The organism is Streptomyces sp. NPDC107581 (assembly GCF_055657175.1).
Genome location: NZ_JBVKBH010000016.1, coordinates 79,261 through 99,139, shown reverse-complemented (window position 1 = coordinate 99,139; position 19,879 = coordinate 79,261). Strand labels below are relative to the sequence as shown.

The window sequence follows — 19,879 nt, the reverse complement described above, 5'->3', positions numbered from 1 at the left end:
GGGTATTTTCAAGGGCGGGGAAAGCCCCGGGAAGCCGGCAGGCGACGGCGGCGGCGAAGGGGGGTGCGGGTCCGGTGTGCTGTCAGCCCAGCGCGGACGCCGAGGGGACGACCACTCCGTAGAGGTCCTCGATCGTGGCGAGTGCGCCGTGATGGACCTGCTCGGCGCTCACCTCCGCCACCGCCGTCCGCAGCGGGCGGGTCGCGGAGGCGTCGGCGACGACGGTGGCACGGTTGCCGCGCAGGAACGCGCCCTGGGCGGTGAAGGCCACGCACATGTGGGTCATGAAGCCGGCGATGACGAGGTCCTTGTGGCCGGCGGCGTCGACGTGGTCGCCCAGGTCGGTGTCGAGGAACGCGTTGGGCACCTGCTTGACGACGACGGTCTCGCTGTCGAGCGGGGCGACGCGGGGGTGGATCTGGCCGATCTCGGCCCGGACGTCGTACGGGGTGCCCTCGCCGCCGTCGTTGATGACATGGACGACCCTGGCGCCGGCGCTGCGGGCGCGGGCGAGGAGGTCGGCGGCGGCGTCCAGGGCGGGCTCCCACCCCTCCAGCTCCATCACGCCGCGGGTGTAGGTGTTCTGGTAGTCGATCAGGATCACGGTGGCGTCGGCCAGCGAGGCCGGGGTCTGGTCGAAGCCGTTGAGTTCACGAAGGGTTGTTGTAGTCATGACTCCACGCTAGGAGCCGCCCGGCATGGCAGCAATGTCGTGCAACTTGCAGATACTGCCATGCCCTTCCCGCGGGCCCCTCCTACCCCGCCTCGGCGGGCACACGGTCGGGTTCGGCGCGACGGGCGGGCCAGGGGATCCAGACGGCGGCCAGGGTGACGACGAGGGCCGAGGCCGCGACCGTGGTCATGCCCAGGGTCAGACCGCCCGCGCCCGCGACGAAGCCGATCAGGGCGGGGCCGGCCAGCAGTCCCGTCGTGCCCATCGCGGCGACCAGGGCGAGCGCGTCCGGGCCGCGTTCGGCGGCGGCCACGTACACGCAGGGGGTCACGGCGGCCGCTCCCAGGCCGACGCAGGCGAACCCGAGCAGGGTGGGCACCACCCCGCCCGCCGACAGGGCGAGGGCAAGGCCGACGCCGGCCACGGCACTGCCGGTGCGCACCACCGCCCCGTCGCCCCAGCGGCTGCGCCAGCGGTCCGCGCGCACCCGGGCCAGCAGCATCATGCCCGAGACGACCGCGATGCCCATCGGCGCCACCGTGGAGGATGCCTTGACGACGTCCTTCATGTAGAGCGTCGACCAGTCGTTCATGGCCCCCTCGGTGACGGTGCCGAACGCCATGGCGCAGCCCATCAGCAGGGTCGTCCCGGCCGGCAGGGTCGTCCGGGCCCGCTTCCTCGGCGTGTCCGGGTCCGCGGGCCCGGGTTCCGCGGAGGGCAGGAGACCCCGGCGCGCGCCTGCCGTCAGGAGCAGCAGCAGGGCCGCGGCCACCGCGAAGTGGGCCGGCACGGAGGCAGTGGCGGCGGTGACGCCGGAGGCCAGGAGGGCGGCGCCGAGCAGACCCGCGCTGAACGTCGCGTGCAGCTGGGACACGGCGGTGCGGCCGTACGCCGCCTCCAGGGCCGCACCCTGGGCGTTCATCGCGACGTTCAGGCAGCCGACGGCGACACCGTCGGCGCAGATGACCAGCAGGGCCAGCGGGTAGTCAGGCACCACCGACAGGGCCGCCAGCAGCGCCACGAGACACAGGGCGGAGGCGAGGGACAGCCGCCGCGAGCCGAGCCTGCGCATCAGCACGGCGACGAGCGGGAAGGACGCCGCTGCGCCCGCACCGCAGGCCATCAGCAGCAGACCCAGCTCGCCGGCCCCGAGGTCGAGCCTGGCCTTCAGCGCGGGCAGGCGGGCGGCCCAGGTGGCGTACTGGAAGCCGAGGAAGCAGAACAGCGCCGCGATCGCCCACTTGGCGCGGCGGAAGCCGGAGTGGTCCATCAGCTCGCCTCCCGGTGGGCGGCCACCGGGGCCGACATGTACACCGCGTCGCTGCCGTAACCGGACGGCAGCCGGGTCCCGCGGTGGGCCCGGTAGCCGTTGGCCCGCCAGAACGGCTCCTTGCCGCCGACCGCGATCAGCGACATCGTCTCGAAGCCGCGCGCGCCGGCCACCGCCGTCAGGTGGCGGACCAGTCCGCTGCCCAGTCCCCTGCGCCGCAGCGGCGCGCCGATGACGAGGTCGTGCAGATGGAGGTTGGGCGAGTGGTGGTGGGCGGCCCGCTCCGGCCGGGTCAGGTCCGGGTAGCGGAACATCGGGTAGGGCAGGGCCAGTACGTAACCCGCGATGCGGCCGTCCAGGTCCAGGACGAAGCAGGTACCGGCCGAGGCCCGGGAGCGCAGCGTGCTCTCCCCCTCGGCCAGGGAGGTGTCCGCGTACGCCCCGGCCTCCAGGGCCGCGACCTGGGGCCAGTCGGCCTCGGTGATGCCCCGAATGAGGTGTGTCATGTCAGTGGTGTCCTTCCGGGCCGCGTGTGCACACGCACGGCAGCGGGCGGATGCCGTTGAAGCCCTGGGTCGTGTAACTGGTGGCGTAGGCGCCGGCGGACAGGATCCAGACCGGGTCGCCGGAGGCGAGGGCACGGGGCACGCGCACCGGGTGCCGGCCGTCGCCGTAGGCGTCGTCGCTGTCGCAGGTCGGTCCCGCGACGACGGCGGGGACGGACTCCGCGTCGTCCGCTCCCTGGTGCCCGGGGAAGACCAGCCGGTGCCGCACCTGGTCCATCTCGTACAGGCCGTTGAACTTGCCCACGCTCAGGTACAGCCAGCGCGTGTGCGTCCCGTCCGGCTGGGCCCGTCCGGTCAGCCGGTACGCATGGGCGCGGACCGCGCCGTGGTCGGCGACCAGGTGGCGGCCCGGTTCCATGACGAAGGCGAGCGGGGCCGCGGTGAGGCCGCCCAGGTGCTCCATGCCCTCGCGGATCACGGTGAGGATCTTGTCCAGGGGCGGGTCGAGGGGGTCGCCGTGCCGGTCGAGGTAGCCGAGCGCGGGCAGGCCGCCGCCGAGGTTGACGTGATCGAGTACGATCCCCAGCCCGTCCAGGGTCACCAGCACCTCGGCGAGGGAGCCGAGGGCCTGCTGCCAGGCCTCGCCGGTCAGCTGCTGGGAGCCGACGTGCACGGACAGGCCCGCCGGGAGGAGACCGGAGGCGCGCGCGGTGGCGAGGATCCGGACGGCGTCCCCGGCCGAGCAGCCGAACTTGCGGTTCAGACCCCACAGGGCGCCGTCCCCGCTGGTGGCGAGGCGGCAGAACACCCGGGCGCCGGGGGCGTGCCGGGCGATCGCCGTCACGTCCTGCACGCTGTCGGTGGCGAAGGTGCGGATGCCCAGCCGGTGGGCCTCGGCGATGTCCGTGTCGGACTTGACGGTGTTGCCGTAGTGGATCCGGTCCACGGGCACGCCGGTCCGCAGCGCCTGGCGGATCTCGGCACAGCTCGCCGCGTCGAAGCCGGCGCCCCGGTCCGCGAGGCACTGCAGCACCTCGTCCACCGGGCAGGCCTTCAGGGCGAAGCGGACCCGGATGCCGGGCAGTTCGGCCGACAGCCGGTCGTACTGGGCCTCGATGCCGTCGAGGTCGTAGACGAGGCGGTCGGCCGGGGCGGCGGCCAGTGCGGCGGCCAGCCGCGGGCTGGTCTCCACGCTCACCCGCCTCCGTGCCCGGGTGCGGTGTGCCGGGCCGCGTCGACCAGTGCGGGCCAGGCCTCCACGAGCAGGGCGAAGTCCTCGATGTCCTGCCGTGCCTCGGCCAGCAGCCGTTCGCGGCGCCCCGCGAGGTGCTCCGCGAACTCCTGGTAGCGGCCGCCCAGCTTGCGGCAGGCGGTGTCGACCCGGTCCAGGCGCCACATGTTCTCGGCGGGGTCCAGACCGGTGCTCTCGCGCAGGAACGCGGTGATCCTGTCCGCCCGCACGTGCTGCCGGTCGTCGAGGAGCCGGGCCCCGTCGGCGGTCATCCGGTCGTAGACGTGGTGGAAGTACAGCATCGACAGCAGGAACTTCACGAAACGGGTCTGGTACGCGAGGAAGCCCGGGTCCGTCCGGCGCTCCGCGGTGTAGTGGTTCCGGATGTGCCGGTTGTGCAGGATGCCGGGGAGCGTGGCGTCGTGGACCAGGTGGATGAGGAAGTAGTCGCTGCCGATGGTGTCGGTCGCCGGAGGCAGCGGGATCCGCTCGTACACGTCGTGGTGGAAGGCGATGTTGCACATGTCGACGCGCATCGGGTCGACGAGGGTCAGGGTGGCGCGGTCGCCGGTGAAAGGGCTCGTGCCCGCTCCGGTGAAGGACTCCTCGGCCAGCTCGCGCCGCTGCTCGGGGGAGGTGCCGGCGGGCGCCCACAGGCCGACCACCTCGTGGTAGACGCCCTCGTCCAGGTCGCGTATCCCGCCGATGTCGACGGAGAGTTCACCGATGAAGGAGGCGCCGGCCATCGACACCGGGCGCTGCGCGTGGGCCGGGTCGAGGTCGGTGCGGGTGCCGGCGGCCGACGCCTCCGCGGCGGGGCGGCCCAGCCAGGGCAGTTCGTGGTGGACGGGGAAGACCGGTTCGCCGTCGAGGAGTTGGTAGGTGCTGTCGGAGTCCCGGCGGTGCACCGAGTCGCAGCCGAGCGCGGCGGCCAGCAGGAACGCGCGGTCGGTGCAGGAGCCGTAGGAGACGCCGGACGGGAGCAGGAGGCCGAGGATCCGGTCCGGGTCGGACAGGCCGGCCCGCCGGATCACGCGGCGCAGGAAGTCGCGCTGCGGGTCCTCGCCGAGGTGGTGCACGGTGACGTGCGCGGCCGGGGGCAGCGCGGCCACGGTACGGGTGTGCCCGGCGCGGGTGCGCTCGTCGGAGGAGTCGAGGATCAGGAGCTGGACGTCGGCGCCGAAGCGGCGGGCGGCGTGGGCGGCTTCCCCGTGGATCGCGGTGATGGTGGCGGAGCAGGCCCGGTTGGTGGGCAGGCAGAGGCAGATCCGGTTCACTGCGCCCCTTCCACGGCGGCCCAGGAGTCCAGGCCCAGCAGCCTGCGGCCCAGGCCGTTCAGTTCGGCGGGGCCGTAGCGGAGGGCTTCCGGCCGGTGGGCGTCGCCGAGCAGGGTGGCGTTCCAGTCGGGGGTGGCGAGGGTGCGCCAGGACTCGACCCGCGATTGCCGCAGCCGCGTGTGCTCCTCCAGGGCGGGCATCATCGACAGGTACTGGACGGCCCGGACGGCGTTGTCGGAGCGGTTCGGCGCCACACCGTGCGCCAGCAGCCCGTTGAAGATCAGCAGGTCGCCGGCCTGGAGTTCGGGCCGGACCACGGGGAACTCGGCGTGGTCGGTCCCGGGCCGGATCGGGTCACGGCCGGCCGGCTGCCCGGTGCGCCACCGCTCGAGGCGGCGGAACAGCTCCGGGGCGCACTGGAAGCCGCCGAGTTCGGGGCGGGTGTCGTTGAGGGCGATGATGCCCTGGACCCGCTGCGGCAGTACGGCGAGGGTGGTGTCGACGTCCCAGTGCAGCTCGATGTCGAAGCCCTCGTCGGTGGGTTCGATCAGGGAGCGGGAACGGGTGCGGACGTTGGGCGGGTTGAGGTTGAGCCGGTCCAGGGTGACCCACAGCTCCTCGCAGTCCCATACGTCCACGAAGGCGTCGTAGACGCGCCGGCTCTGGCGGCTGTCCCACAGGAGCTGGTGGTGGTAGGCCTCCACGAAGCCGTAGATGAACAGGTGCTGGTCGAGTTCGGACCGGAACTCCGGTTCCGCGTACCAGGTTTCGGGGCGGTCGGGGTCGAGTCCCTGGAAGTCCCAGGCGAAGGCGAGCAGGCCCTTCGCCTCGCCGGGGGTGATGGCCTCCCGGACGACGACGTAGCCGTACGTCTGCCAGAAGGCGAAGTCCTCGTCGGACAGCACCCGCAGGGGCCGGGACTTCTCCAGGTCACGCAGGGGGGTCGGGGCGAGGTAGGACTCGCCGTCGGCGCTGAAGTAGGGGCGGCCGGAGGCCGCTCGGTGGAGAAAGGGGGAGGGCTTGTGCATGCCGTCACTCCGTGCTGATCGAACTGAAGCGCCTTCCCAAGCTGGACTAGACCAATTGAGGGTGTCAATGATTACCGGTCGGTACCCCCGTGAAAGTGCCGCCCAACTGCCGCTGGAATGCCGCCCGTTGAACAAAGGAAACGGCCGGCACCGGGCCTCGGAGAGGCGCTCGGTGCCGGCCGGAGGGATGAGCCGTGCGGTGGAGAATGGGCCATGCGGCGGAGAGTGATGAGCCGTGCGGCGGAGAGTGCGGGCCGTGCGGTGGAGAGTTGAGCCGTGCGGTGAAGAGTGGTGGACGGTGGCGGTGCGCGCCGCGACGGTGGCGGGCCGTGCGATGACCAGTCGGGTGGTTCAGCCCGCGACGACGGCCTCCGCCGCCGCCGCGCCGCAGACACGGGCGGCGCCGTGGGTGGCGATGTGCAGGGCGCCGCGCGGCGGAGCCTGCGGTACGCCCATCTCGACCACGACGGTGTCGGGGCGGGCGGCGAGCAGGACGTCCAGCCCGGCGCCCATCCAGGCGTGCCGGTGCTCGTCGCGGACCACGGCGACGACTCGGCGGCCGGCCGCGGCCGCGAGGGCCTCGCGGCCCGCGTCGGGCCCGCTGAAGGAGGCCTCCGTGCTGCCCGGCAGCAGCCGCAGCAGCTCGGCCGCCACGCCCCAGGGGGTCTGGTCGCCGACGGCGATGTTCGGGGCCGGGTTGAACTGGGCGATGTGCACCGGCTCCGTGAGCGGCGCGCCGGATCCGGCCCGGGTCACGGTCAGGGCGCGGCGGGCCGCGACCAGGCCGATCTCCGGTTCGGGTACGACGGTTTCGGCGTCCTTCCTGCTCTCGGCCGTCCACCGGGCGAGCTCCCGCACCCGCGCGGCCGCGTCGGCCAGACGCTCCTCGGGCAGTTCGCCGGAGCGCACCGCGGCCACGAGCGCGTCCCGCAGGTTCAGCACGGTGGCCTCGTCGCACAGGCCCCCGCCGACGCAGATCGCGTCCGCGCCCGCGGCTATCGCGAGGACCACGCCGTGCTCCAGACCGTAGGTGCCGGAGATGGCGCGCATCTCCATGCCGTCCGTGACGATCAGACCGCGGTAGCCGAGTTCGCCCCGCAGCAGCTCGGTGAGGATGCGGCGGGAGAGGGTGCCCGGGCGCTCGGCGTCCAGGGCGGGTACGAGGATGTGCGCGCTCATCACGGCCCGGGTGCCGGCCGCGATGGCGGCGCGGAACGGGGGCAGTTCACGCTCGTACAGCGTGTCCGCGTCCACGTCGATGCGCGGGACGGCGTGGTGCGAGTCGACGTTGGTGTCGCCGTGGCCGGGGAAGTGCTTGGTGCACGCGGCGACACCGGTGGACTGCAGGCCCTCGACCCAGGCGGCGGTGTGCCGGGCCACCAGGCCGGTGTCCGCGCCGAAGGAGCGCACGCCGATGACGGGGTTGTCGGGGTTGGCGTTGACGTCGGCGGACGGCGCCCAGTCGAAGTTCACTCCGCAGGCGGCCAGGCGCCGGCCCAGTTCGCGGGCCACGCCCCGGGTGAGGCCGGGGTCGTCGACGGCGCCCAGGGCGTGGTTGCCGGGGAAGGAGGAACCGGTGCGCACGTCCAGGCGGGTGACGTCGCCGCTCTCCTCGTCGATGGCCACCAGCAGGTCGTCCCGCTCGACGCGCAGCTGCGCGGTCAGCGCGGTGACCTGCTCCTCGGTGACGACGTTGCGACCGAACAGGGCGACGGAGGCGAGCCCTTCGCCGAGCCGGCGGCGCACCCAGTCCGGGGCGGTGGTGCCGTCGAAGCCCGGCTGCAGCACCGCGAGCGCGTCCCGGGTGAGGGTGCCGGAACCGGTGGTGAGTGTGGTCATCGGGGCGTCATCCCTTCACGGCGCCGTCGGTCAGACCGCTGACAGCCTTGCGTTGCAGGAAGATGAAGAGGATCAGGATGGGCAGCGCGAACAGGGAGGAGGCGGCCATGGTGGCGCCCCAGTCGTCGCCGAAGGCGGTCTGGAACTGGGAGAGCCACAGCGGCAGGGTCTGCTTCTCGATGTCCTTGTTGAGGATCAGGACGAGCGGGAACTCGTTCCAGGCGGTGATGAAGCCGAACAGCGAGGTGGCCATCAGACCGGGCGCGAGCAGCGGGAAGATCACCTTGATGAAGGCCTGGGGCCGGGTGCAGCCGTCGACCATCGCGGACTCCTCCAGCTCCTTGGGCACGGCGGCCACGTAGCCGCGCAGCGTCAGGACGGTCAGCGGGAGCACCATGATCGTGTAGAAGACGGTGAGCGGGACCAGGCTGTCGAGCATGTCGTTGTCGCGGACCAGCATGTAGATGGCGATGACCATGACCTCCCAGGGCGCCATCTGCGCCAGCATGAAGGTCACGATGAAGCCGCGCCGGCCCTTGAACCGCATCCGGGCGAGCGCGAAGGCGGCGAACAGGGCGATGACGAGCGACAGGAGCACCGCGCAGACCGTGACGGTGACCGAGTTGGCGACCAGGGTCCAGAAGTGGTCGGCGTGCACGGCCTTGTCGAAGTGGCCGAGGGTGAGGTGGGTCGGGAGCCACACCGGGTTGTCGGAGATGATGTCGCTGGTGGGCTTGAAGGCCGTGGCGAACATCCAGTAGACGGGGAACACGAAGCCGACGAAGAGGATGACGGCGGTCGCGTTGGGCCAGATACGGCCGAAGACGGAGCGCTTCACAGCTCGTCCTCCTCTTGCTTGAGCACCATGCGCAGGTAGTACGAGGTGAGCGCGAGCAGCACCAGGATGGTCAGGAAGGAGATCGCGGCGCCGACGCCGAAGTGCTGGTTGCCGACGCCCTCGACGAAGGCGTAGACCGGCAGCGTCTCGGTCAGGCGGTCGGGTCCGCCCTCGTTCATCGCGAAGACCTGCGGGAACGCCTTGAAGACCCAGATGACCTCGAGAAAGGTCGTGGCGTACAGGAAGGGCCGCAGGAAGGGGAAGGTCACCGAGGTGAAGCTCTTCCAGGCACCGGCGCCGTCCAGGGACGCGGCCTCGTACAGCTCCCTGGGGATCGTGGTGGTGGCCGCGTACAGGTTGATCGCGACGAACGGGATCGACATCCAGACGATCAGCAGGGTGATCACGGAGAAGGTGGAGAACTGGGAGCCGAACCAGTTGTAGTCGGCCATGGAGTGCCAGCCGAGCTTGTCCAGGACCCAGTTGACGACGCCGAAGCGCTGGGCGAACAGCCACTGGTAGACGGTGGTGGCCGCGATGACGGGCATGGCCCAGGCGAGGACGAGGCCCACCAGGAGCAGCAGCCGCATCTTCCTGCCGAGACGGGCCAGCAGCAGCCCGATCAGGGTGCCGATCAGCATGATCAGGACGACATTGACGGCGGTGAAGAGGACCGAGCGCTCGACGACCTTCCAGAAGTCCGAACCGGTCAGGACCTCCTTGTAGTTGTCGACGCCGTTCCACTCGGTGAGGTGCTGGATGAGCTGCCGCGGGTTGAGGTTCTGGAACGACAGCATGCCGTTCTTCACCAGCGGCCAGCCGAGCAGGATCAGTGTGGCCAGCAGCGCGGGCAGCAGGAGCAGATAGGGGGCGGCGGCACCGCGGCGGGACGGGGACCGGGAGCCGCGGTCCTCACCCGTCGGCGGTCCGGGTGTCCGGGCCTTGCGGACAGCGGGCTCCCCGGCCGTGTCCGTGCCTTCGGTCTGCACTGACATGAGTTGTCATCTCTTCCGTGGCGGCTTGGGCCGCATCGGCCGTACGTACGAACGACTGAGCCGGGGGCGTCCGCGGACGCCCCCGGAGCGGGTCATCAGTTCTGCTGGGCCAGGCGCTTGTTGATCTCGCCCTCGACCTGCTTGGCGGCGTCCGCCGGGGACTTACCGTTCAGCACCGCGGTCATGTAGGACTTGATCGGGTTCGGGGTGTTCTCCACCGCGGCCCACTCGGGGATCAGCGGGGTGGTACCGCCGACGGCGGCGCCGGGCGCGGCGGCCTCGGCGACGGCGTTGCCCTTGAGGTTGGTCTCCAGGGACTGCTTGTTCGGGATGATGCCGTTGAGCTTGGCCAGTTCGCCCTCGTACTGGTCGGACAGGGCGATCTTGAGGAACTCCTTGGCCAGGTCCTGCTTCTTGCTGCCCTGGGCGACCGCGAGGTTGGAGCCGCCGAGGAAGACGCCCTCGGGCTTGTCGGCCGAGACGCCCGGGATGGTGAAGTAGCCGAGGTCCTTCTCGATGGCCTTGTTGGCGGTGACGGCGGTGCCGGCCTCCCAGCCCATGCCGATGAACGCGCCGGTCTTGCCCTTGGCGAAGACCTCGGCCTGCTGCGGGGTGGCCTCGTCCTTGTCCTTGGGGGCCTTGGAGTAGGCGGCGTACTTCTTGTAGACCTCCATGGCCGCGGCGACCTTCGGGTCACCGAGGTTGGAGACGTACTTGTCGCCGTCCTTCTTCACCAGGTCGGCGCCCTGGCCGATGGTCAGGCCGTCGAAGAAGTACCAGTTCTGGCCGGGCAGGTAGAGCGGCTCGGCGTCGGTCTTCTTGCCGATGGTCTCCAGGTCCTTGAAGAACTCGTCCCGGGTCTTCGGGGTGTCCTTGATGCCGGCCTTGGCCCAGATCGCCTTGTTGTAGATGACGACGCGGTTGGCGAAGTACCACGGGGCGGCGTACTGCTTGCCGTCGTAGACGGAGGACTGGGAGACCGACGGGGTCCAGTCCGAGCCGATCTGCTGCTTGAGGTCGCCCAGTTCGGCCAGGCCGCCGGTGGCGGCGTAGGCCGGGGTCTGGGTGTTGCCGACCTCGATGACATCCGGCGGGTTGGACTCGGAGAGGGCGGTGGTGATCTTCTGCTGGATCCCGTCCCACTTCTGGATCTCGAACTTCAGCTTGGCGCCGGTCTTCTTCTCGAAGGCGGCCTGGACGTCCTTCGACCACTGCGGCGGCGCCGAGCCGTCCATCGTCCAGACCGTCAGCGTCTGGCCCTTGAAGCTGTCCGGTCCTGCGGCCTTGCCACTGTCCTTATCGTCGTCGCCGCCGCACGCCGAGACGGAGACCATCATGCCCGCGATCACGATCGCGGCAGCAAGCTTGCGCTTCACGCCACCCTCCTCAGGGATGCCACTTATCCCCCCACGCCCTCGGCGGTGACCTGCGTACGACGCTGTTGCACGTAGGGCTCGGGACCTGGTCACTAATGGTGTAGACCAGTACGGTGGAGCTTGGCCTAGACCTTTTGAGGTGTCAAGGGTGGTTCAGGAAGCCGGTCCCGGCCGTTACGAGAAAGTCACCGGAGCGCATCCGTCCCCTTTTGCCGCGCCCCGCCTACTGGACTAGACCTCCAGCATGAGTTGGACTAGACCATAGGGCAGTTGGTCGCTATAACGGGAGCCCACCCACCGAGCCGGGAAGGCAGGCATGACCACCGACGTCAGCAGCGCCCAGCAGCACAGGGAGCCCGGCCGCACCGCACGCGTGCCGAAGTACTACCGCATCAAGCAGCAGGTGCTGGAGATGACGCAGGCGCTCGAACCCGGCTCGGCCATGCCCGCGGAACGTCTGCTCGCCGTACGGTTCGACACCTCGCGCACCACCATCCGGCAGGCGCTGCAGGAGCTGGTCGGGGAAGGCCGGCTCGACCGCATCCAGGGCAAGGGCACCTTCGTCGCCCAGCCCAAGCTGTACCGGACCCTCCAGCTCACCTCGCACACCGAGGACATGCGCGCCCAGGGCCTGGAGCCCGCCTCGCAGATGCTGGACATCGGCGAGGTCCCGGCGGACGGAAAGCTGGCGGGCCTGCTGGGCATCGAGGCCGGCGAACGGGTCCTGCGCATCGAGCGGCTGCGGCTGGCCAGCGGCGATCCCATGGCGATCGAGACGACCCATCTGTCCGCGCGGCGCTTCCCGGGGCTGCGGCGGTCGCTGACGACGTACCCGTCGCTGTACACGGCCCTCGCCGAGGTGTACGGCGTCCATCTCGCGGAGGCCGACGAGACCATCGAGACCTCGCTGTCGACTCCCCGCGAGGCCCAGCTCCTCGCCACCGACGTGGGCCTGCCGATGCTGCTGCTGTCCCGGCACTCCCGGGACGCCCACGGCACCCCGGTGGAGTGGGTGCGTTCGGTGTACCGGGGCTCCCGCTACAAGTTCGTCGCCGCCCTGCGCCGGCCGGCCCCGGGGCGTTCCGACGCCCTGTGATCCGCCGGCCGGCCGATGCGAGGGACGCCGGCACGGGGATGCCGGCATCGGGCTGCCGGCATCGGGCTGCCGACTGGGGGATGCCGACACCGCTGACACCGCTGACGCCGGGATGCCGACACCGGGATGTCGATACGGGGATGTTGATACGGGGATGCCGATACGGGGATGCCGATACGGGGATGTTGATACGGGGATGGTGACGCAGGGGGATGCGGTGGCCGGTCCGCACCGGGCCGGGGCCGGCCCGGACAGCCTGGCCGGTGCGCTGGTCCGGGCCCGCGAGGCGGCCTGCCTCACCCAGGGGGAACTGGCACGGCGTTCGGGGCTGAGCGTGCGGGCCATCCGCAACCTGGAGACCGGTCACACCGCCCGTCCCCGCACACAGTCGCTGCTGCTGCTCGCCGAGGCGCTCGGGCTGCCGTCCCGTGAGGCCGGACGGTTACTGCGGCTGCCCCGCACCGGGTCCCCGGCGCTCACCCCGGCCCCGTCCGCACCGGCGGAACTGCCGGCCGCGCCCCGCCACCGGCTCGCCGGACGAGGTGCGCCGGTGGCGGAGCTGACGGCCCATCTCGCGCACCCCGGGTCCGCGCACGGCAGGCCCGCCGTCGTCGTCGGGCCGCCCGGCGCGGGGAAGACCGCGCTGGTGCTGCGGGCCGCCCACGAGGTGCGCGGCCGGTTCCCGGACGGACAGGTCTTCGTCGACCTGCACCCCGCCGCCGCCTCGCTCCCCCTCACCCCGGACGTGCTCGTACGCCGGATCCTGCGTTCCCTCGGCGGCGCCCAGGCCGCGGAGAACCCCGACGAGGCCCGCGCCCGGCTGCGGGACGCACTCAGCCGACGGCGGGTGCTCGTGGTCCTCGACAACGCCGACAGCGAGGCGCAGGTGCGGCCCCTGCTCGTGGACGGCGGGCCGAGCGCCGTCCTGGTGGCCGCGCGCCGCGAACTGTCCGCGCTGCCCGAAGCGTTCCGCCGCCGCGTCGGAGCGCTGGACCGGCCGGACGCCTACCGGATGCTGGCCGGCCTGGCGGGCGCCGCCCGCACCCGGGCCGAGCGGACGGCGGCGTTCGGCATCGTGGAGTCCTGCGCGGGGCTGCCGCTGGCCCTGCACATCGCCGGCCTGTGGCTCACCGCGCGCCCGCACCGGTCCCTCGGCGACCTGGCCGACCGGCTGGCGGACGAGGACGACCGGCTGCGCTCGCTGCGGATCGGGGACCTGTCCCTGCATACGAGCGTGACCGCCTACTACCGTCTGCTGCCGCCCCCGTTGCGCGCGTCGCTGCACCAGCTGCAGCCGCTGCGCGGCGACTTCGGGATCGACCAGATGCCGGCCCGGGTGACACCGTCGCGGCGGCTCGCCGTGGACCTGCTGGAGGAGCTGCTGGACCGCCAGATGATCCATGCCGGCCGGCCGGACCGCAGCGGTCAGGTCCGCTACCGCCTGTACGACGCGGTGCGCCTGTACGTGGCACACGGCGCCGTACAGCCACGGGTACGGTCCCTGCACCCCTGGTGAGGGGCCGGCCACGGCGGCTGTCCCCGTGACGCACGCACTCCGGGAGCGGCGCGCTCAGCCCAGGAGCGCCCTCAGTGCACGAGCGGTGCTCAGTCCAGGAGCACCCTCAGTGCAGAAGCGACGCTCAGCCCGGAGTGCCCTCAGTGCAGGAGCGGCGCGCCCAGGCCAGGAACGGCGCACGCGGTCCGGGAGCGTGCGCTCAGTCCAGGAACGCCGTCTCGATCCAGCGGCGCACCGCCCGCGGACGCATCCGGTGCAGGCGGCCGACGGTGTCGGCCACCTCCGGGGAGCCGCCGACCGACAGGAACTTCTCCCGCACCAGGTCGGCGTGGCCGGACCGGGTCTCCGGACCGGCGGCGCCCACCGGGATCAGCCGCATGCGGGAGACCGTACGGCCGTCGGTCAGCCGTACGGTGACCCGGGCGCCGGTGGCCTTGGTGGACCGGGAGAAGTCCCGGTCGTCCGCCTGCGCCGCGCCGACCAGGTCCACGAGCTCGTCCCCGCCGAAGCCGCGCAGCCACGGTACGGCCAGCTCCCCCGCCTCCCGCACCGCCTCCCCGAACGGCGCGTCGGACAGGAACAGTTCACGCGTCATCTCCGTGTCGTGCTCCAGCCGGATCCGCTTCGCCAGTGCCCAGCGGTCGGGGTCGTCCAGATACGGCGGGGAGAAGTCGTCCACCGAGAACTCGCCGGTGAGCAGGGTGGTGGCGACCGGGTAGGGCACGTCCAGGACCAGCGCGCCCAGCGGGGAGCCGGGGCCGGTGACGTACCGGGCGGCCCGCTCCCCCGCGAACAGCGTGTACAGCGAGGCCTCGACGACCACTTCGGCCACGTCCTGCGGCTTGACGGCGCCGAGTTCCCGGTGGATCTCGGCGGCGCAGTCCACCGCCGCGTCGATGCCGGGCCCGCCGGGGTGCATCTTGAACGACAGCGTGTCGGTGTGCCAGCGCCGGCCGAGCCCCTTCGCCACCGCCTGCGGCAGCGGCACGGTCGCGAACCGGGCCAGGAAGCCGTCGCTGTGCTCCAGGATGTCGGGCGCCCCGCGCAGCCCCGCATACGCCGCGTCGCAGGCGTCCATGGCGGTGCGCACCGGGGTGAAGGTGTTGAACAGGCGGGCGTCACTGGCCAGGAACGCCCGCATCAGCGGCCAGTTGGGCATGGCGAAGGCCAGCCCGAAGGCGTTCTCGAAGAGGCCGGCGGGGGCCCGGTCGCAGTGCAGGCGTGCGGCGACGGCGCCGGCCAGGTGGGTGTGCACGGCGCTCTGGCCGCGCAGCGGTCCGAGGGTCGCGGAGGCGGTGATGCGGGCGGCGCACTCGTTGGCCGCCACCACCGCGGTGAGCAGCGACAGTCCGTCCAGCCGGCGGGCGTAGGCGAAGGCGAGCGGGACCGCGACCGTGGAGTTCGACAGATGCCCGGCGTACGCGGTGTCGTCCAGGTTGAGCCAGGAACCGAGCGCCGCGAAGACGCCCGCGGCCTGCCGCGGGTCGCGCTGCATGGGGTGCCCGAACGCGGCCACCAGTTTTCTGCCGAGGGGGTGCTGGAGACCGGCCCGGATGGAGGCGATCTGCGACAGCACCTGGCTCGCGGCGAGCTTCAGCACCCGGCACGGTATGTCCTGCGGGCGCAATGTCGCCGCCCAGTGCGAGAGTTCGCGCAGCGGGGTGTCGGCCGGCCGGCGGCCGCGGGCGGCCCGGGGCAGGGATTGTGCACGGTCGGCCCAGTCGGCGCACAGGGCCCGGGCGACGCTCTCCGCGAGGACAGCGGTCATGAGGCGGCTACCTTCCTTGCCGTGCGTGCGTCGAGAGCGGAAACGCGCATCGGGACATCGAGGGCGGGAACGCACGTACGGGAGCACCGTTGGCCCGGTGCTCCCGCGGTGTGGGTGGGTCCTAGGCGGCCGGGACCTTGTCCAGGAAGCCGTAGACGCCCTTGATCTTGCCGTTGTCGTCGGTGACCATGACGTCGAAGCCGATGGCGATCGGCTCGGCGCCCGGCTCGGTCACCAGGCCCCACTGGAAGCGGGCCTGGCCGTGGTGGGCGTCGACGGTGCCGTGCAGTTCGAAGGTGAGGCCCTTGAACTGGTCGCGGGCACCGGCCACCACGGCCCCGAAGCCCTCGTGGCCCTCGACCGCCGCCAGCGGGTCGATGTACGGGGCATCGGCGGTGAACAGCTCGGCGATGGCCGCGGCACGCTTGCCGGCGTCCGCCTCGTTCCAGATGTCGAGGTAACGGGTGACGGTGGTGGTCAGGTCGCTCATGCGGGCCTTCTCCTCTGTGACTGCTTGACTTGTTCTTCTGACAGGTGGCTTTGTACGGGTTTCAGGGGGTGGCCGGCGCCCAGACCGGGAGGGCTCCGGGGAGCACCTCGAAGGTGGCCGAGGCGCCGATGCCGTGCTGGTACTCGCCGTCGTGCTCCAGCGGCAGCCGCCGGCCGTCGGTGCGCTCCACGGTGATCGTGCGGCCGCGTGCGTACACCGTCGCCGGGTGGTCCATGTGCCCGGCGTCCAGGGTCAGCCCGGGCACGTCCGCCGCCGCGACCTCGCCGCCGATCACACAGACGTCGAGCAGTCCGTCGTCCAGCAGCGAGTCGGGCAGCACCAGGAACCGGCCGCCGCGGTAACGGCCGCCGCCGACGTTGGCGAGGACCGTGGGGCCCTCGTGCACGACACGGCCGTCGACGGTGACCCGGCCCGGGTAGGGCGGGTAGCCGGCCGCCGTGTCCGCGAAGGCGCGGGCATAGCGCTCCCGGCCGGTCAGCGGCAGGTCCTTGGCGGTGATCAGCGCATCGGCGATCACCCCTGAGCAGGCCCCCAGATACACGTAGTTGCGGGTCTCGGCGAGGCGGGCCAGGTCCAGACGGCGCAGGCGGGCGCTGCCGCCGATGCCGTAGTCGGTCAGGATCGCCTTCAGGGACTCGCTCCAGGGACGGTCGCCCCACAGCATCTTGTAACCGGAGTTGCCGGTGCCGCCCGGTACCACGGCCAGGGTCGCGCGGCCGCCGGCGGGGACGAGCCCCTGGACGACCTCGCGGACCGTACCGTCCCCGCCGATGGCGACGACCAGGTCCGGTGCGGTGTCCGCCCGCTCCAGCGCCCGTCGTACGGCGACGGTCGCGTCACCCGGGGCGGTGGTCGGGTGAACCTCGGTGCGCTCCACGTAGGACTCGCACAGCTCCCGCACCTGACGCACCAGTTCGGGACTGTGGCTGCCGGAGGCCGGGTTGGCCAGGATCAGGGCCCGGGTGGGCCCCGGGGCTGCGGTGTCTGCCATGGCGAGCGTTCTCCTCACGTCGGACGCACCGGCGGCGGACCGGGTCGGCAACGATGGGGGCTCCCCCGCCTGACGGGTTCGCGCGGCTCGGACGAGCCGGGCGGCTCCGGCGGGGGCAGCGTGCGACAGGAACGACTCTGACAAACGCGGCTGACCCGGTACTGACACACCGCTGACGCCGCCCGGCAAAACCGACGGCCGGGGAAGCATCGCGTCCGGTCGGCACCCTGTGATCCGATGGACGGGATGCGACAAAGGCCGAGGTCCGCCGCGCGCATCGAGTTCTGCGAGTCCTGTCGAGCTGAGTGAGGCCACGATGACCGCACATACGTATCCGCCCCTGCCCATGAGCCGCTACAGCGCCGAGATCCGCCTGGAGGCGACCCGCTTCGCCAAGGCGGCGAGCGCCGGCCCGCTGACCACGCCGGTGCCGACGTGCCCGGGATGGACGCTGGGTGACCTGGTACGGCACTTACGCCAGGCCCATGACTGGGCCACGACGATCCTGACGACACGGAGCACCGAATTCATCGCGCCCGGGGCCCCCTCCGGTGCCGCGGACGAGGACAAGAGCTGGACCGAGCGGGTGGCCGAGCTCGGGACGCAGGAGACCGGCCCCGAGGACCGTCTCGACGACGCCGGGCTGCGGGAGCGGTTCGTCACCGAGGGCGCGGACCGGCTGCTCGAGGCGATCGACTCGGTCGGCCCTGACGTGCCGATCTGGGCGCCGCACGGCAAGCAGAACAAGGAGTTCTGGCCGCGCTGGGCGATGTTCGAGACGACCGTGCACCGCGGCGACGCCGCCCTGCTGGCCGGGCTGCCGTTCGAGCTGGACACGGACATCGCCCTGGACTGCGTGGACTACTGTCTGGCCGCGTTCGGGGTGCCCGAGGCCAGGCGGTTCATATCGCCCCTGTTCGCCGAGGTGCCGCGGGACGGTCAGACGCTGTCCTTCCGGTCCGCCGAGCCGTCGTCGGGAGGCGTCTCGGACTGGCTGGTCACCTGTGCGCCGGAGGGTGTGCGCATCACCCGGAACGCCGGGGACACCGAGGCGGCCGACGCCACCGTGGTCGCCGCGCCCTCGGACCTGCTCCTCGTGGTCAAGGGGCGGCTGCGGCCGCAGTCCCCGCGCGTGACGGTGCGGGGCGACCGTGCGCTGCTGGACTTCTGGCTCAGCCACGCCGTCTACTGACGGTACGTCGGGCCCGCACGGGGGCGAGCGCGCCGGCCCGGCCGGCGTGCCCGCCCGCCGCACGTCCGTGGAGAGGGAGCGGACCGCGACGCCCGCACCGCACACAGACGTCCGGCCGCCCCTCCCGCACGGGAGGGACGGCCGGACGCTGAAACGGTACGAAGGGCCTGCTCAGGCCTGCCGCGGGCGGTACGCAACCGCCCGCTCAGGCCTCCCGCAGGCGGTTCGCAACGCCTGCTCAAGCCCGCCGCAGGTGCTGTGCAACGCCTGCCCGGGCCTGCCGCGGGCGGTACGGAACCGCCTGCTCAGGCCTGCTGCTTCGGCTTCGGGATGAGCTGGACCAGAAGCGCGACGCCCAGGGCCAGCGGGCCGAGCAGACCGAGGCTGGCGATGAAGCCGTCCGCGTACGCCTGGCTGGTGCTCGCGTCACCCAGCACGTGGTAGAAGATCACGCCGACCGCGGCGACGCCCACCGCACCGCCGACCTGCGCGGCCGTGGAGAGCACGCCCGAGGCGGCTCCCGCGTAGCGCGGGTCGGTGCCGGCGAGGGCGATGGAGGCCAGCGGCGCCATCACCATGGCCATGCCGGCGCCGCCCACCATCAGACCGGGCACCAGCCAGGCCACGGCGCCGTGCGTGCCGATGTGCTCGACCGCGGCCCACAGCCCGCCGAGCCCGGCCAGCAGCACCAGGGCGCCGACCGCGAGGGTCTGACGGCCCAGGGCCGCGGCGACCTTGCGGGCGAGCATCGAGGTGACCAGGAAGCCCACGCCGAGCGGCAGGAACACCAGCCCCGACTCCAGGGCGCTCAGCCCGACACCGGACTGCAGGTACAGGGCGAGGACCAGGAAGAAGGACGACATCCCGGAGTAGTAGACGAGGCTGGTCATGACGCCGATGGTGAACGGCCGCTTCCGGAACAGCACGGGGTTGACCAGGGGACTGCCCTCGGCCGCCGCCAGGCGCCGCTGGTGGGCGGCGAACAGCAGGAGCAGCACCGGGGAGGCGGCCAGGCACAGCCAGGTCCACAGCGGCCAGCCCTTCTGCTGGCCCTCGGCGAGCGGCAGCACCACGGCGACGAGCCCCGCGGAGACCAGGACCATGCCGAGCGGGTCCAGCCTGGGCCGGCCCTCGGCCCGGGACTCGGGGATCAGCCGCGGCCCGAGCAGCAGCGCGCCGATGCCCACGGGCACGTTGACCAGGAAGCAGGTCCGCCAGCCGAGGCCGGCGATGTCCGCGTGGATCAGCAGGCCCCCGATGAGCTGTCCGAAGACGCCGGCGAGCCCCATGGTCAGCCCGAACGCGTTGAAGGCCCGTACCCGGGCCTGGCCTTCGTAGGTGACGCCGATGATCGCCAGGACCTGCGGGCCCATCAGTGCGGAGGCCAGGCCCTGTGCCACACGGGCCACGACCAGCTGCCCCGCGGTGGGCGCCATGCCCGCCCACGCGGAGGCGAGGGTGAACAGCGCGACGCCCAGCAGGAACATCCGCCGGCGGCCGTACAGGTCGCCGAGCCGGCCGCCGGTGATGAGCCCGGCGGCGTAGGCGAGCGCGTACCCGGCGACGACGAACTCGACGGCGGATGCGCTCGCGTGCAGGTCGCGCTGGGTCTCGGGGATGGCCACGTTCACGATGAAGACATCCAGCGTGATCACGAACGTGCCGACGAGAATGAGGGGCAGGGTGGCCCAGTGCGGCCCGGCCGGTGCCCGCTCCCGGGTCCGGGCGGCGGAAGTCCGCGCTTCTTGCAGGGACATGGTTGACGGTTCCTT

General features: G+C 72.2%; 17 protein-coding genes. 3 read left to right on the top strand and 14 right to left on the bottom strand.

What is annotated here, in order from left to right:
* Positions 1-82: 82 nt before the first annotated feature.
* The 10 genes from ACZ7P3_RS33340 to ACZ7P3_RS33295 all read right to left on the bottom strand — a co-directional run bounded on the left by ACZ7P3_RS33340 (position 83) and on the right by ACZ7P3_RS33295 (position 11,033).
* Positions 83-673: an isochorismatase family protein gene (locus ACZ7P3_RS33340; protein ID WP_472087380.1), complete on the bottom strand. Its 591-nt coding sequence runs from the start codon at positions 671-673 to the stop codon at positions 83-85.
* A gap of 82 nt (positions 674-755) precedes the next feature.
* The gene (locus ACZ7P3_RS33335) at positions 756-1,943 is read right to left on the bottom strand and encodes an MFS transporter (RefSeq protein WP_472087378.1); all 1,188 of its coding nucleotides are present in this window, start codon (positions 1,941-1,943) and stop codon (positions 756-758) included.
* Positions 1,943-2,449, bottom strand: a complete 507-nt coding sequence (locus tag ACZ7P3_RS33330; protein WP_472087376.1) for a GNAT family N-acetyltransferase — start codon at positions 2,447-2,449, stop codon at positions 1,943-1,945. Before ACZ7P3_RS33330 ends, ACZ7P3_RS33335 begins: the two co-directional genes overlap by 1 nt.
* 1 nt (position 2,450) lies before the next feature.
* Positions 2,451-3,647 (bottom strand): type III PLP-dependent enzyme, encoded by a 1,197-nt coding sequence (locus ACZ7P3_RS33325; protein ID WP_472087374.1) that lies wholly within the window; start codon positions 3,645-3,647, stop codon positions 2,451-2,453.
* On the bottom strand, positions 3,644-4,957 hold the full coding sequence (locus ACZ7P3_RS33320; RefSeq protein ID WP_472087372.1) for a DUF6271 family protein: 1,314 nt from the start codon (positions 4,955-4,957) through the stop codon (positions 3,644-3,646). The genes ACZ7P3_RS33325 and ACZ7P3_RS33320 overlap by 4 nt, the downstream gene beginning before the upstream one ends.
* Positions 4,954-5,985: a phytanoyl-CoA dioxygenase family protein gene (locus tag ACZ7P3_RS33315; RefSeq protein WP_472087370.1), complete on the bottom strand. Its 1,032-nt coding sequence runs from the start codon at positions 5,983-5,985 to the stop codon at positions 4,954-4,956. Before ACZ7P3_RS33315 ends, ACZ7P3_RS33320 begins: the two co-directional genes overlap by 4 nt.
* 351 nt (positions 5,986-6,336) lie before the next feature.
* Positions 6,337-7,824: a glycoside hydrolase family 3 protein gene (locus tag ACZ7P3_RS33310; RefSeq protein WP_472087368.1), complete on the bottom strand. Its 1,488-nt coding sequence runs from the start codon at positions 7,822-7,824 to the stop codon at positions 6,337-6,339.
* A gap of 7 nt (positions 7,825-7,831) precedes the next feature.
* On the bottom strand, positions 7,832-8,662 hold the full coding sequence (locus tag ACZ7P3_RS33305; RefSeq protein WP_472087366.1) for a carbohydrate ABC transporter permease: 831 nt from the start codon (positions 8,660-8,662) through the stop codon (positions 7,832-7,834).
* Complete coding sequence (locus ACZ7P3_RS33300; protein WP_472087364.1) at positions 8,659-9,657, bottom strand: carbohydrate ABC transporter permease; 999 nt, start codon at positions 9,655-9,657, stop codon at positions 8,659-8,661. The genes ACZ7P3_RS33305 and ACZ7P3_RS33300 overlap by 4 nt, the downstream gene beginning before the upstream one ends.
* A 95-nt stretch (positions 9,658-9,752) precedes the next feature.
* On the bottom strand, positions 9,753-11,033 hold the full coding sequence (locus ACZ7P3_RS33295; RefSeq protein ID WP_472087362.1) for an extracellular solute-binding protein: 1,281 nt from the start codon (positions 11,031-11,033) through the stop codon (positions 9,753-9,755).
* 316 nt (positions 11,034-11,349) lie between these two features.
* Between ACZ7P3_RS33295 and ACZ7P3_RS33290 the strand changes: the two genes are divergently transcribed.
* Together ACZ7P3_RS33290 and ACZ7P3_RS33285 are read left to right on the top strand one after the other, a co-directional pair.
* Positions 11,350-12,129: a GntR family transcriptional regulator gene (locus ACZ7P3_RS33290; RefSeq protein WP_472087360.1), complete on the top strand. Its 780-nt coding sequence runs from the start codon at positions 11,350-11,352 to the stop codon at positions 12,127-12,129.
* 196 nt (positions 12,130-12,325) lie between these two features.
* The gene (locus ACZ7P3_RS33285) at positions 12,326-13,645 is read left to right on the top strand and encodes an AAA family ATPase (protein WP_472087359.1); all 1,320 of its coding nucleotides are present in this window, start codon (positions 12,326-12,328) and stop codon (positions 13,643-13,645) included.
* A 199-nt stretch (positions 13,646-13,844) separates the two neighbouring features.
* Here the strand turns inward: ACZ7P3_RS33285 and ACZ7P3_RS33280 are convergent, their stop codons facing one another.
* The 3 genes from ACZ7P3_RS33280 to ACZ7P3_RS33270 form a co-directional block, all read right to left on the bottom strand.
* Positions 13,845-15,413 carry an MmgE/PrpD family protein gene (locus ACZ7P3_RS33280; RefSeq protein WP_472087357.1) on the bottom strand — a complete coding sequence of 523 codons (1,569 nt, stop codon included), beginning with the start codon at positions 15,411-15,413 and terminating at the stop codon, positions 13,845-13,847.
* Between the two features lie 121 nt (positions 15,414-15,534).
* The gene (locus tag ACZ7P3_RS33275) at positions 15,535-15,903 is read right to left on the bottom strand and encodes a nuclear transport factor 2 family protein (RefSeq protein WP_472087356.1); all 369 of its coding nucleotides are present in this window, start codon (positions 15,901-15,903) and stop codon (positions 15,535-15,537) included.
* Between the two features lie 61 nt (positions 15,904-15,964).
* Positions 15,965-16,915, bottom strand: coding sequence for a diacylglycerol/lipid kinase family protein (locus tag ACZ7P3_RS33270; protein ID WP_472087354.1), 951 nt, complete (start codon positions 16,913-16,915; stop codon positions 15,965-15,967).
* A 316-nt stretch (positions 16,916-17,231) separates the two neighbouring features.
* Between ACZ7P3_RS33270 and ACZ7P3_RS33265 the strand changes: the two genes are divergently transcribed.
* On the top strand, positions 17,232-18,107 hold the full coding sequence (locus ACZ7P3_RS33265; protein ID WP_472087352.1) for a maleylpyruvate isomerase N-terminal domain-containing protein: 876 nt from the start codon (positions 17,232-17,234) through the stop codon (positions 18,105-18,107).
* 305 nt (positions 18,108-18,412) lie between these two features.
* Here ACZ7P3_RS33265 and ACZ7P3_RS33260 read toward each other — a convergent pair whose 3' ends face one another.
* The gene (locus ACZ7P3_RS33260) at positions 18,413-19,864 is read right to left on the bottom strand and encodes an MFS transporter (protein WP_472087350.1); all 1,452 of its coding nucleotides are present in this window, start codon (positions 19,862-19,864) and stop codon (positions 18,413-18,415) included.
* Positions 19,865-19,879 lie beyond the last annotated feature (15 nt).

Coding starts and splice junctions, on each gene's coding strand:
- ACZ7P3_RS33280 (WP_472087357.1), bottom strand. CDS start 15,413: ATGACCGCTGTCCTCGCGGAGAGCGTCGCCCGGGCCCTGTGCGCCGAC.
- ACZ7P3_RS33340 (WP_472087380.1), bottom strand. CDS start 673: ATGACTACAACAACCCTTCGTGAACTCAACGGCTTCGACCAGACCCCG.
- ACZ7P3_RS33300 (WP_472087364.1), bottom strand. CDS start 9,657: ATGTCAGTGCAGACCGAAGGCACGGACACGGCCGGGGAGCCCGCTGTC.
- ACZ7P3_RS33270 (WP_472087354.1), bottom strand. CDS start 16,915: ATGGCAGACACCGCAGCCCCGGGGCCCACCCGGGCCCTGATCCTGGCC.
- ACZ7P3_RS33310 (WP_472087368.1), bottom strand. CDS start 7,824: ATGACCACACTCACCACCGGTTCCGGCACCCTCACCCGGGACGCGCTC.
- ACZ7P3_RS33315 (WP_472087370.1), bottom strand. CDS start 5,985: ATGCACAAGCCCTCCCCCTTTCTCCACCGAGCGGCCTCCGGCCGCCCC.
- ACZ7P3_RS33290 (WP_472087360.1), top strand. CDS start 11,350: ATGACCACCGACGTCAGCAGCGCCCAGCAGCACAGGGAGCCCGGCCGC.
- ACZ7P3_RS33265 (WP_472087352.1), top strand. CDS start 17,232: ATGACCGCACATACGTATCCGCCCCTGCCCATGAGCCGCTACAGCGCC.
- ACZ7P3_RS33275 (WP_472087356.1), bottom strand. CDS start 15,903: ATGAGCGACCTGACCACCACCGTCACCCGTTACCTCGACATCTGGAAC.
- ACZ7P3_RS33260 (WP_472087350.1), bottom strand. CDS start 19,864: ATGTCCCTGCAAGAAGCGCGGACTTCCGCCGCCCGGACCCGGGAGCGG.
- ACZ7P3_RS33285 (WP_472087359.1), top strand. CDS start 12,326: ATGGTGACGCAGGGGGATGCGGTGGCCGGTCCGCACCGGGCCGGGGCC.
- ACZ7P3_RS33330 (WP_472087376.1), bottom strand. CDS start 2,449: ATGACACACCTCATTCGGGGCATCACCGAGGCCGACTGGCCCCAGGTC.
- ACZ7P3_RS33335 (WP_472087378.1), bottom strand. CDS start 1,943: ATGGACCACTCCGGCTTCCGCCGCGCCAAGTGGGCGATCGCGGCGCTG.